Annotated in this window: 10 protein-coding genes and 1 pseudogene; 8 read left to right on the forward strand and 3 right to left on the reverse strand. The window is 38.3% G+C overall.

Annotation, left to right across the window (positions count from 1 at the left end):
- Nucleotides 1-182: 182 nt before the first annotated feature.
- From HMAT_RS12730 to HMAT_RS12765, 8 genes and pseudogenes are all read left to right on the forward strand, one after another.
- Nucleotides 183-680 carry a DinB family protein gene (locus HMAT_RS12730; protein WP_104383052.1) on the forward strand — a complete coding sequence of 166 codons (498 nt, stop codon included), beginning with the start codon at nucleotides 183-185 and terminating at the stop codon, nucleotides 678-680.
- 652 nt (nucleotides 681-1,332) lie between these two features.
- Nucleotides 1,333-1,515 (forward strand): annotated as a pseudogene (locus HMAT_RS27770) (hypothetical protein); the annotation flags it as partial.
- 6 nt (nucleotides 1,516-1,521) lie between these two features.
- Nucleotides 1,522-1,950 (forward strand): hypothetical protein, encoded by a 429-nt coding sequence (locus HMAT_RS12735; RefSeq protein ID WP_233789236.1) that lies wholly within the window; start codon nucleotides 1,522-1,524, stop codon nucleotides 1,948-1,950.
- Nucleotides 1,951-1,979: 29 nt separating this feature from the next.
- Nucleotides 1,980-3,515, forward strand: coding sequence for a glycosyltransferase family 39 protein (locus tag HMAT_RS12740; RefSeq protein ID WP_104383054.1), 1,536 nt, complete (start codon nucleotides 1,980-1,982; stop codon nucleotides 3,513-3,515).
- Nucleotides 3,516-3,536: 21 nt separating this feature from the next.
- Nucleotides 3,537-4,088 (forward strand): putative glycolipid-binding domain-containing protein, encoded by a 552-nt coding sequence (locus tag HMAT_RS12745; RefSeq protein WP_104383055.1) that lies wholly within the window; start codon nucleotides 3,537-3,539, stop codon nucleotides 4,086-4,088.
- Between the two features lie 247 nt (nucleotides 4,089-4,335).
- On the forward strand, nucleotides 4,336-6,624 hold the full coding sequence (locus HMAT_RS12750) for a family 20 glycosylhydrolase (protein ID WP_104383056.1): 2,289 nt from the start codon (nucleotides 4,336-4,338) through the stop codon (nucleotides 6,622-6,624).
- A gap of 495 nt (nucleotides 6,625-7,119) precedes the next feature.
- Nucleotides 7,120-7,677 (forward strand): hypothetical protein, encoded by a 558-nt coding sequence (locus tag HMAT_RS12760; RefSeq protein ID WP_104383058.1) that lies wholly within the window; start codon nucleotides 7,120-7,122, stop codon nucleotides 7,675-7,677.
- Nucleotides 7,678-8,013: 336 nt separating this feature from the next.
- The gene (locus HMAT_RS12765; protein ID WP_104383059.1) at nucleotides 8,014-8,382 is read left to right on the forward strand and encodes a response regulator; all 369 of its coding nucleotides are present in this window, start codon (nucleotides 8,014-8,016) and stop codon (nucleotides 8,380-8,382) included.
- A gap of 135 nt (nucleotides 8,383-8,517) precedes the next feature.
- Here HMAT_RS12765 and HMAT_RS12770 read toward each other — a convergent pair whose 3' ends face one another.
- From HMAT_RS12770 to HMAT_RS12780, 3 genes are all read right to left on the reverse strand, one after another.
- Nucleotides 8,518-10,356: a cytochrome-c peroxidase gene (locus tag HMAT_RS12770; protein ID WP_104383060.1), complete on the reverse strand. Its 1,839-nt coding sequence runs from the start codon at nucleotides 10,354-10,356 to the stop codon at nucleotides 8,518-8,520.
- A gap of 25 nt (nucleotides 10,357-10,381) precedes the next feature.
- On the reverse strand, nucleotides 10,382-11,656 hold the full coding sequence (acpA, locus tag HMAT_RS12775; protein ID WP_233789237.1) for an acid phosphatase: 1,275 nt from the start codon (nucleotides 11,654-11,656) through the stop codon (nucleotides 10,382-10,384).
- A 310-nt stretch (nucleotides 11,657-11,966) separates the two neighbouring features.
- Complete coding sequence (locus HMAT_RS12780; RefSeq protein ID WP_104383062.1) at nucleotides 11,967-12,350, reverse strand: helix-turn-helix domain-containing protein; 384 nt, start codon at nucleotides 12,348-12,350, stop codon at nucleotides 11,967-11,969.
- Nucleotides 12,351-12,362 lie beyond the last annotated feature (12 nt).

A 12,362-nucleotide genomic window follows, 5' to 3' on the forward strand; every position in this document is an offset into this window, starting at 1 on the left:
ATAATAGTAACAACGCTAATTTCTCTTGCCATACTGACATAGAGCTGTCAATACACAGGCTTATCTTTGTTATAGATACGAAAAACAGAACGATCTGTCATTTGTTCAAAAACAGTGAGTAAAAAACCAAGAGCACCGTATAAAAAAGCATTAAAGTAATAAACCAATAAATTTCAAACACGATGAACACACTTCAACAACTAAAATCTGAACTTGAAAATGAGTACCAGATTACCAAAAATTTTATCGAACTTTTTCCGGAAGGCAAAAATGATTATGCGCCACATGAGAAAAGCATGAAAATCATGCGTCTTGCGACCCATCTCGTGGAGGTGTTCGAATGGCCAAGTACAATTTTGAAAACGTCTGAACTGGATTTTGCAGATGGTGGCTACACGCCCACTATTCTTTCGACACGGGAAGACTTACTCCACAAACTCGATCAAGATTTTGAAACAGGTAAAATAGCACTGGAAAATGCGACCGAAGACGATTTAAATCCTATTTGGACAATCAAAAGCGCTGGTCAAAAACTGGCAAGCTGGACAAAATATGAAGCAATTCGTCATTCTTTAAATCAGATCACACACCACAGGGCGCAATTAGGTGTTTACTATAGACTTAACAATATCCCCTTACCGTCCAGTTACGGTCCTTCTGCAGATTCACAAAACTTTTAAGTTAAGCCCAACAAAATAGAAAATAACCCCATAATCGGCAACTATTTATAATCTACGATCATTTTTTTAGGTAATTTTACTATGCTCTTAGAAAGAGGTAAGTCCTCCATCTAGGGGCTATATCCCAGTCTGAATCGAGCCTCAGTCGGGACAGCGGCAGGATGAATCCATGATGTTTCCGTGTTGAGTCCGTGTTGAGTCCGTGTCAGACTCGCTAAAACTAAGCACGCACGATGGTAAGATCATCCAAACATCTGCTTTCAGGTGTGATTAAAGCTCGAATCAGGTACGGAGGACCTACGAATAGTTGCCGAAAATAGGCCAAATACTCGGACTCGCTTGCCTGAAACGAATTCTTTGGGAGTGAAAACGTTAATATTTTAAAGAAAACAAGAAGTTAAAATATATAAAAACTCCGAACAGCAAATAAGTCCGGAGTTTTATGTATTAATTGTCTCGTAGTATAAGATTTACTTTGGGTCGGGCCAAGTTCATATAATGAATAGCTTTCCAGTATTCATCAACTACACTAGGAGCTAATATAATGGCATAATTTTTGAAAAAAATATCGACAAACCAATTAAATAATACAGAAAAAGGGTTAAAAGCCCCTTAAATCAGCATATAGAAATAGTATATTTAGACCTTGATTATGATTATTTTCGGAACGAGAACAAAGTTATTACAAAACAGCGACTACACAGCTGTAGGAAATTGCAAGTATTGCAATACAGCCGGATCTATATATGCCTACAAGCACGTAAAATATTTTCACATCTTTTGGATCCCCATTTTTCCATATCGTACAGAGATTATGAGCGTATGTAATCATTGTAAAAAGGTGAATTACCAACGCGAGATTGATCCCCAGACCCTTGCAACAATCCGTTCAGGTGGCGTACCAAAGACACCTATTGGATATTTTTCTGGATTAATACTAATTGGCCTTTTGTTTGGATCTGCTGCCGCCGCGGGAATATCCGGATCCATTAAAACAAAGAAATATCTAGAAAACCCTGCCGCAGGTGATGTATATGAGATCAAACGGGAAGAAAATGGAAAGTCCCTATACACCTTATACCGAATTGCCAATGTGACAATGGATTCCATTACTTTCGATGTCAATGACTATGAGGCAGAAGGAACAAAAGGTCTTCGTAAATTGAGAGAACAACGCGGTGATAGTTATTCAGAAAAGATCATTTTAGCACGTACGGAGGTGGCCAAAATGAAAGCTGATAATCGGATATCAACAATAGAAAGAAAATAGAAACGGTGTTATGGACAAATCGTTCTTAAATGAAAAAACACATTATTTTAGTAAGCCTTATTCTGCTGAAATTTGTCATCCAGTATCAATTGATAAGTCCAATATATGAGTTACATCGGGATGAGTTTCTACATTTAGATCAAGCAAATCACTTGGCTTGGGGGTATTTATCGGTTCCGCCTTTGACATCCTGGCTTTCCTACCTCATTAAGATTTTAGGAGGTTCTGTCTTCTGGATCAAATTCTTCCCTGCACTGTTTGGTGCACTAACCATTCTTGTCGTCTGGAAAACCATTGAAGAACTCAAAGGAAATCTTTTTGCGTTGATATTTGGTTCATGCTGTGTTACATTTTCGGTTTTATTTCGTTTAAATACACTGTACCAGCCCAATTCTTTTGATGTCCTTTCGTGGACAGTTATTTATTACTTTATCATAAAGTATCTAAACAGCGGACATCTTAAATGGTTGTATTGTATAGCAGTCGCCTTCGCTTTGGGATTTTTAAACAAGTACAATATCGCCTTTCTAATTCTCGGTCTTATACCGGCTATTATAGCTGTTCCGGAACGTAGCGTACTATCAAATAGACATTTTTATTACAGTATTCTAATTGCATTTTTAATGATCCTGCCTAATTTAATATGGCAATACAAGAATAATTTTCCGGTTATATTTCATTTTGAAGAACTTGCAAAAACCCAGCTCGTCAATGTCAACCGATGGAGCTTTATCCGATCCCAGTTGTTATTTTTTTTCGGAACTTTTCCTGTTATCGGATTTGGACTATATGCTTTATTCAGCTATCCCGCATTTAGAAAATACCGTTTATTCTTTTTGTCTTTTTTTATTACAATTGGAGTTTTTCTATTTTTAAAGGCCAAAGATTATTACGCAATCGGTATCTATCCGATCTACTTTGCCTTTGGTTCAGTTTATATTTCAACACTTTTACAGCATAAAACTGGAAGAATTCTGAGACCTCTTTTAATTGCACTACCTCTCGTTTTCTTTATTCCTGTCTATATGCTGACGTTTCCCAACAGAAGTCCCCGATATATTGCGGATCATCCCGAAAAATACCGTAAAATTGGCATGTTGACCTGGGAAGATGGTAAGGATCATCAACTTCCACAAGATTTTGCGGATATGTTGGGGTGGCGAGAGCTTGCCCAAAAAGTAGATCGCATCTATGGTAAAATTCCAAACCCACAATGCACACTCGTGCTCTGTGACAACTACGGTCAGGCGGGCGCAATAAATTATTATTCCAAATTTGGGATCCGTGCAGTAACCTTCAACGCTGACTATATCAACTGGTTTGATTTCAGTAATGAATTTCGCAATCTGATCCGTATAAAAAATTCCTGGGAAAACCAGCTTGAAATGAATAAAACAGCTCCTTACTTTGAACAAAGTATGCGCTCGGATTCTATTACAAACAGCTATGCAAGAGAATTTGGAACTGTGATTTTCACATTCATCAATGCAAAAATAAATATCAACCAACGTGTCAAGAATGAGGTCGAACAAGAACAACGACAACATATGCTGCCCGTTAAATAAAACTTAATGTAGGACCATCAGATGAAAACATTATTATGGCAGGGAATCGCTTTCCCCTCTCTCGAGTATTTCAGTTTACAGGAAAATAAAGATTATTATGTTGCGACATCAAAAATAATAGGTTCCTACCAACAAAAAATTTATTCGGCCTCCTATCGACTGATTATAAATAAGCAATGGGAGATCAATGAGTTTCTTATTGATTCCGAGGTCAATGCTGTCAAAAACACGCTCAGCGGGAGAAAAACAGATACCAACTGGGAAATCAATCATTCCGATGCTCCAAGGTTCAAGAGTTTTCAATATATAGATATCTCTTTGACTCCATTTACGAATACGTTACCAATAAACAATCTACAGCTTAAAATTGGTGATTCAAAAGAAATAAACATCATTTATATCGATCTGTTCAACAGCGATATCAAACCTGTTCGGCAACGTTATACAAGGACAGATTTACACGAGTATCTGTATGAAAATATAGTTAGTGATTTCACCGCTCATATTCAGGTAGATGAGAACGGTTTGGTCCTCACATATCCCAGTTTATTTGAAAAGATAGCGGAAAACTAGTCTCGATCCTCCCAAAGCAGAGCCAACGTAAAACCTTGGTCAATGTGATTCAGTGCTGTCCGACCGACAAGCTGAACAGGACGCTTATAGGCTTTATTATAGTGTTATTAGTATAGCTTTTTTATTACCTCCTTTTACGTAAAATATATCTATATTGGCTCCGAGTTTTTTCATGCCAAATAGATAAATTCTATTGGGCAAACTCCTAGACACACAATCTATTAAGAAATCACAAAAAAGAACTTGCATGTTTAAAGCTATTTCACTGATCCTTTTATTATTTGTATGCTATTGGCCTCGAACCAATTTTGCGCAAGAAAAAAATCATATCCCTCAGCTGATCCCTTTTCCCGAACAACTGGAAACATCCGCAGGGGTCTTTCAAATAGCGAAGGGAGAACTCTCCTATACGATTGATTCCGGCTTCTCCCCAAACTCTTTAGATCATTGGATAAGGCAATCGCTGTTTGGAAACATCCCGAAAAAAAAGACAGTACGTGCTAATGCAATCCTAAGATTGATTAAAAAAAGTAAGATTTCCAAGGAAGGTTATGAACTTACAATTAATAAAAGAGGAATCGAAATTTCTAGTTCTACCGATCAAGGGCTTTTTTACGGATTACAGACAATACAACAGCTCTACCTACTCGCTAAGCAAAACGATCCTATCGTTTTACCCTATGTATCAATTAAAGATCAACCAGCATTTCAATGGCGGGGTGTGGAATTAGATGTGGCCCGGCACTTCTTCTCAAAAGATTATCTATACAAATTTATTGATCTCCTGTCATCCTACAAATTCAACAAGCTTCACCTGCATCTTACAGATGATCAAGGTTGGCGTATCGAGATAAAAAAATACCCAAAGCTAACATCACAGGGCGCGTGGAGAACATATAACAACCAAGATTCGGCATGTTTTGTCAAAGCGAAAGAGAATCCGGATTTCAATCTACCTCAGGAATTCAAACGCGTCAATAATGGACGTGAAGAATATGGCGGTTTTTATACGCAACGGGATATCAAAGATATTGTTGCCTACGCCGCAAGCAGACACATCGAAATTATTCCGGAGATAGACATGCCCGGACATATGATGATCGCGACCCAAGCCTACCCCGAATTATTGTTGGACAGTCAATCGGCGGGATGGGGAAAACAATTCTCTGTACCGATCAGTCCCTGGAAAGAAAGCAGTTATACATTTATTGAAAATGTACTTAGTGAAGTTATTGCGCTTTTTCCATCCCCTTATATTCATATTGGCGCTGATGAAGTAGAAAAAGATTCATGGTCAAACTCAGAAAGGGCCAAGGCATTTATGAAAGAACAAGACATCGCCAATCTACATGACCTACAGAGCTATTTCGTAAAACGTGTTAATAATTTTATACGTTCGAAAAATAAACGTAGTATAGGTTGGGATGAAATACTTGATGGTAGCTCCGATACATCAATGACGGTCATGTATTGGCGTGGGTGGGTTAAAAATGCACCTTCGGAGGCGGTTAATCGCGGTCATCGGGTAATCATGACACCGACAAATCCCCTATATTTTGACTACCTGCCTAATAGCAGCAGCTTGGATGCCGTCTATAACATGTCCGTAATCCCCTCAGACATCTTAAACGAAAAATCAGGTCTAATCCAAGGAGCACAAGCAAATATATGGACGGAAATGATCCCATCGACAGCACGGTTAGAATTTATGATTCTGCCAAGGTTGAGCGCTCTAGCGGAACGAGTCTGGACTAACAAGTCGTTATATGAAAGCTATAGAACTAGATTAATCGCTCACTTTGGGCTTTGGAACAAGATGGGGCTACACTACCGTATGCCAGATTTAAAAGGCTTCGCCGATACTCAGGTGATTGTTGATGGACAATCCATCTTGAAAATTGAAAATGAACTTCCGGAAAATGCTATCCATTACACGATTGACGGAAGCTTACCAACACAGAATAGTCCGATATTAACTGATTCACTTATCGTCAAAAAAGAAGGAACCATACGTTTCGCAACAATATCTTCTTCGGGAGCAAAAAGTGAATTGTATCAAGTAAACTTAAAAAATGACTCCTGGAAACAGGGAATATCTGAAGGGATAAAGAATATAAGTCCAGGATTAACCGCAACTTTCTTTAAGGGTACTTTTGCAAACACAGTGTCAATAACGGGTGATACAGTGCGGAAAGAAATTATCGAGAATATCCATTTGAGCGATACAATCAAAATGCCCGCCTTTGGCACAAAAATTTGTGGTTATTTACATGTAAAAGAAAAGGGAGTCTATAATTTTTATTTCACTTGTGATGACGGTGGCGTCTTGCGCATTCATAACCAGGTGGTCGTAGACAATGACGGACAACATGCACCAATCATGAAAAGTGGACAGATAGCTCTCGAAGCAGGATATCATCCGATAACGGTTGACTTTTTAGAAGCCGGCGGAGGCTTTACACTAAAACTTCAATATAGTGTTAACGGTTCTAAAGTCACAGACATACCCAATGATTGCTTCTTTCATAAAAATTAGGTAAGGCCGCCCGCAATAGGGCGGCTTTTTTGTTACGTCTTTTTAAGACCTATTTTTTTCTTATCATCCAGCCCATATATAGCTTATTAACGCTTCAATAAGCCCAACGCTTGTATCTCTCTCAAGTTTCTGGGGTTGCTGAATCACTTCTGGCAAAGGTCTATACCTGATACATCCCATTTTTTGTTCAGCTACAAGCATCTGCATCTCATTACCAGGGCCCCCAGCGAACAACCAATATTTCACTCGGGAATCCCCAAACCTCCAATGCCTAATGACTGCATTCATCGGAAATGCATTTCCCAACAAAAATCATTATGATTGAAAAAAACATCGTCTTCCATCGAGCACCATATATAGAATCAAAACTTTTACTATCTTTATTATACTTAGCCAGAGTTACGATAACGACAAATATTGAGCGATCTGTTCTGATCAGATGCAACTGACACAATTTTGTTAAGGTCATACTCGAAAATATATTAACAATACAAAATGAGCTTTTTAAACTTCTTAAAAGGACAGGATAGATTAAGACAGATTGACGTCAGTGAAGACCAAGATTTTGTTGATCTACAATTAACCATAACAAAGAACTGGAACGATGAAAATCTAAATCATATTATTCAGGCAAAGGGTCTTTGGGGAAAAGAGACCGTTGGCATCGAAGTCTTATTTCGACGTGATATGAAATTAGGAATTGTAAATACAGAAGTTGACAAAAAAAGATTTTATCAAGAAGGGATTCGTTTTTATTCTATGGGGGAATTAAGTGATAATTTTATGAAGGCTTTGAGTGCATTGTTTAAAACCGAAGGCAGCTCTTTCAAAATGATTGAGACCGTCGGCGCTACGGCATTTGTGCTCAGTGGCCAACCGGAGTATTTTGACGAAGAGTATATAAAGACCAAAATTTTCTTGGACGACACCAACAAAAAAGAGAATTATGCAGAATGGTATGTGAATATTGACCTAAAAAATAGAATTCTTGAGTTAAGGGAAAAAGATCAGGAATACCGAAAAAATATCATTAACATCTTGACGAGCATTTAGTTTTTAATACCGCTACAACTTACACGAACTAATTTCCCCAGCCCCCTTTTAATCCTGTTCAACGACTTTGATCCCTTTTTATGAATCCGGCGAATTCAATTTATTTACAAAAAACAGCGATCGTTAAAATTACAACAGGGAAAAGTCGACATTCATATAGATGGTATATTTTATGAAAGATGGAAAAGCAAATTAGAATGGCAATTTATATCTGCCTACAAATTAGCTTATATTAACAAAAAGGGTATTTTTTACCCTAAAAAAAACAAGTATTTACCCCCTACCTTCCGTATTTGTTTTTATCTATTTTAGCCCTACCTTTTAAAAAGCTACTATATGTCCAATAAAACAATACTCATGCTCGATGATGACAAGCATGTTCTTGAAGTATGTACGATCATTCTCGAAACCATCGGTTATCGTATCGAAGTATCCGAGACTTCCCATGATATCATTGAAAAAGTTGAAGAAGTACAGCCTGATTTGATTCTAATGGATAACTGGATTCCTAAAATTGGTGGGGTTCAAGCCACACGCCTGCTTAAATCTCATCCCTCCTTCCGGGATATTCCAGTAATATATCTTTCCGCAAATACTGATATACAACAGTTAGCCAAACAAGCAGGAGCTGACAATTACTTAGCAAAGCCGTTTGATCTTGAAGATCTAGAAAATATGGTTGCAGACTTATTATGTTGTTCTTAGGAATCAATTACGGATAATATTCACGCATAGCATAAAGCAACATAATGAATTTGTCGAAAAGATCACTTGCACAGCCTCTGTAAATTTTGTTATAAAAAGGGACATTTTCTGAGTTGTTCAAGATCCAAGAAATTTTTAACGACTTTCCAAACTCTCCATAAAAGCGATAATATCTTTTTTCTCACTTTCGGTGAGGTGAAGATTTTCATCGGACAGTGTTTGATTGGCTAATTCAATCCCCAGACCTGCACCGCCACCTGTATTATAGAACTCCATTACTTCATCTAAATTACGATAAACACCATTATGCATGTACGGTGCGGTTTTTTTTATATTCCTAACAGAAGGAATTTTAAACGCATATTTATAGGAATCGACACCAATAATATCAAAATATCCTAAATCAGCATCCAGAATAGAATCCTTAAGTGTACTAGGAACACCTAATACCTCGACCTCACTCTGAACATATTTGGGTGGGGTCACACCATTAAATAAAGGAACAAAGTGGCAGGTCGCACATTTTGCTTTCCCTGTAAATAGATTAAAGCCATGTAATTCCTGTTTTGATAGTGCGTCATCTTTTCCCCGCATATAATCGTCAAATCGGCTATTCAATTTCGTCAAACTACGAATATATGAGGCAAGCGCATTAGCGATATGATCGGGATTGATTGCACCTTTGTTTTTTGGAAATGCCCGATCAAACAGCATGCGGTAATGCTTATTCCCTAAAACATACTGACGAATTTGCCCCAGTTCCCCATCCATCTCTTGTTTGTTGACAATCACCTCTTTTATCTGATCTTCAAGCGTCAGTGCACGCATATCATAAAAATAATTCGATTGTAGGGCCGCATTCAGTAATGTTGGTGTATTTCTCTTGAGTAATTGACCGGTACCGTGGATATCCTCCTGCTTAACCAATCCATCTGTAAATGCCATATTGGGATTATGACAGGAAGCACAGCTTCGTGTTCGCGTACCGGACAATTGCACGTCATAAAATAATTTTTCGCCCAATATCACTTTTTCATCGGTCAAATGAAATTCCGGTCCGGGAGAAAAGGCATTTGGATTAAATGCCTGCTCATCAAATAATGTATTAACTTCCTGACGCAACATCCTATTATACCTAATCTTATCTCCTACCAGTCTCTGCTCGATATCGGCGATGCCTGTACTGATCTTATTTGCAAAATCCCTGATGAATACTGCCCGGTCAAAAGTATCGAAATCCTTATGAAGTCGAAGATAAGCTATCCCTTCTTTCAAGGCTCCAAACAGGATACTATTATCTCTTTTATCATCGTAGCGCATAAGAACTTCTTGCAAGCTCATTAATGATCTTGACGATTCCACCATGCTGTTCAAAGAAAGTGCATTATCAAATCCCGTAATTCCCAAAGAAATGATCCGAAATATCTCTAGCTTAGCAGCATCCAAAATACGCCAATCGTCAAGTGGATGATCTGCAAAGTACGAAATGAGGTAGTCGGTATTTAACACCAAATGGTCAATCTCACTTCTCAGCTTCTGTTGATTGACAGTTTCATAATTTGGAAAAATAAGTTCCTCTATCACTTGTAGTCCCATTGGATCTATACCACGAGCTAAGGCAGGGTCTAGCAAATCAGCATTTTCGACCTCATCTACCGGTGGACCATTCAACCTTCTTGTCAAATCGGCCGTAAAATACTCCGCAGCCCATTCGAAGTCCTTAAAAAGCAACCTAGCTTTCAGAAAGATCTGCCGTAGGCGAACAAGATCTACCCGCTCCTTGCGTGCCTCACAGGAAAGAGAATCGCTAATATATTGACGGAAAGAAAGCATCTGATTCAGAATTTTCTTCTGGACCTTTCGTTCCCGGGAATTAGGACGGGTCTGTTTCGAATACCGCGAATGGCTCGTACTAAATCCTAAGGTCAATACCACCGCTAACAATAACACGATAACTCCAACTTTCCTATACATCCCCTCTTGTCAATTATACGATCATTTATTTGAACGCAAGTGCATTTTTAAATGGGTTCGCCTTTTTATCCCGTTCAGCGAGCGGTTCTATTCCCCACCGATGTTCAATAAACGAAAGAATACTCACGGTCTCATATTGTGTATGGTCAACGAATCCTTTTTTTGCGAATGGCCCAATGACAATCGCCGGAATACGACTTCCCGGCCCCCAACGATCAACTACCGGAGGATTAACATGATCATAAAAACCACCAAATTCATCATATGTAAGAATGACTAATGCATCCTTTGCATTAGGCCCTTCCAACACTGCATTGATCAAATTTACCGCAAGCTGTTCTGAAGAATAAACAGCGGAGCTTCCGGGATGTTCGTCATTCCCTCCGCCCGGTTTTACAAAAGAGACACTCGGAAGTGTGCCCTCTTTAGCAGCTTTGATAAAATCATTCTGATCCTTCATATGCTTTCTTCCCTCAGTACCTTCCTCATAGTTGGCAAAGTAAAGAAAGGGTTCATGGTTATAGGCAAAATTGTTTTTGCGGCCTGCAACAGCATCATCCCATCCTTCGGAATACCAAGCCCAAGAGATATTCTTCTCTGTTAAACGGTCGCCTATTGTTACCATGGTTTGAGAAGGTAATAGTTTAGATGTATCTGATTTGGCCGGATAGGGCTGATTTCGTGAAAGGACATGATTAATGGCATATCCATCCGGTGTAACAATACCGTCTTTCACCATCTTACCCTGCGCATCCAGTTCCGCTATCAAAGATTTTGGCGCATTTGGCCAAGTAGGTATTGCAGCAGAAATCATATACACATGGTTGAGATAAGAGCCTCCAAAGACACTCTGGAAGAAATTGTCACATAAGGTATATTTTTGTGCAAAGGGAAATAGCGGCAGTTTCTCCGTATTATAATACCCCATTGCTAAACCTTTTGAATCATTATATAAGGCAAATTTATCCATCTTTCCGCCATTAATTTGCAATTGATTATGGTAGAAACGGTGTGTCACATCCGGTGTTGCCTTGTCAGCAGGAACAAATTGGTCTATATTGAAAAACGTATTGGGAAGGTTGGTCGGGAATGAATTGTTTCTTGGAATTTCTGGTAGATATTGATAAACTTTCCCACTTTCATCAACTTGTAAAAAATTACCTTTTTTTGCATTGGCAATACCATTTGCTCCTTTAAATTCGCCATATAGATTATCAAAACTATGATTTTCCATATAGACCACTACCACGTATTTAATCTGTTTGATTCCATCATCAAAGGAAGTTTCCTGCTTTGTCACATTCTTGGTTATTCCACAACTGCTTATGCTTAATATCCCAAGAGACAAATAAAAAAATCGCTGTAATCGCATCCTGTCTTCTTTTAGAGGTTAGATCGTAAATTCTCTAACAAACATACGATTTATATATTTTCCGAAAATACCAACAGCCAAAATCAGATCAAACGTATCAGGTTCTTTACAGACAGAAAATCCTACATCTATATTCCAAAAAAGAATAAGGAATCCAAAAGCTAATTTTTCTTTGGTTCAAATGTCCTTCTCATCTAACCAAATTGCTACGCTATAATAAACTTTTAGAATAAACAGGCTATACAACCGATTCGCTGGCCTCACTTTTATGATAAAGTGTATTTCTATAGGTGATCCCCCATTTTGCGATTTCGTCGATAATAGGACCGAGTGTACGCCCACAATCAGTCAGTTCATACTCCACCGTCAATGGCTTAGTATTTAATACGGTTCTTCTAATAAGATGGTTCATTTCCAAATCCTGCAGCTCTTTAGATAACATTTTTGCGCCAATTCCATCAACCTCGCGCAATAATTCCATGAAACGCAGCTTCTCAAATAACATTAACGAACCTATTATGTGAAATTTCCATTTACCAGCCAAAATCTCCATGGTATCTTTTATGGCTAGTATCCTTGTTTTGCAGCCACTGGATGAACTTGATAACGCTTCTTTTTTCATTGATCTGATCTC

Origin of the sequence: Sphingobacterium sp. HMA12 (assembly GCF_002933815.1) — a bacterium.
Classification (GTDB): Bacteria; Bacteroidota; Bacteroidia; order Sphingobacteriales; family Sphingobacteriaceae; genus Sphingobacterium.

What these genes read in the sequence shown, in the direction of transcription:
- HMAT_RS12730 (WP_104383052.1), top strand. Translation starts at nt 183, where the DNA reads ATGAACACACTTCAACAACTAAAATCTGAACTTGAAAATGAGTACCAG.
- HMAT_RS12740 (WP_104383054.1), top strand. Translation starts at nt 1,980, where the DNA reads ATGAAAAAACACATTATTTTAGTAAGCCTTATTCTGCTGAAATTTGTC.
- HMAT_RS12745 (WP_104383055.1), top strand. Translation starts at nt 3,537, where the DNA reads ATGAAAACATTATTATGGCAGGGAATCGCTTTCCCCTCTCTCGAGTAT.
- HMAT_RS12750 (WP_104383056.1), top strand. Translation starts at nt 4,336, where the DNA reads ATGTTTAAAGCTATTTCACTGATCCTTTTATTATTTGTATGCTATTGG.
- HMAT_RS12760 (WP_104383058.1), top strand. Translation starts at nt 7,120, where the DNA reads ATGAGCTTTTTAAACTTCTTAAAAGGACAGGATAGATTAAGACAGATT.
- HMAT_RS12765 (WP_104383059.1), top strand. Translation starts at nt 8,014, where the DNA reads ATGTCCAATAAAACAATACTCATGCTCGATGATGACAAGCATGTTCTT.
- HMAT_RS12770 (WP_104383060.1), bottom strand. Translation starts at nt 10,356, where the DNA reads ATGTATAGGAAAGTTGGAGTTATCGTGTTATTGTTAGCGGTGGTATTG.
- HMAT_RS12780 (WP_104383062.1), bottom strand. Translation starts at nt 12,350, where the DNA reads ATGAAAAAAGAAGCGTTATCAAGTTCATCCAGTGGCTGCAAAACAAGG.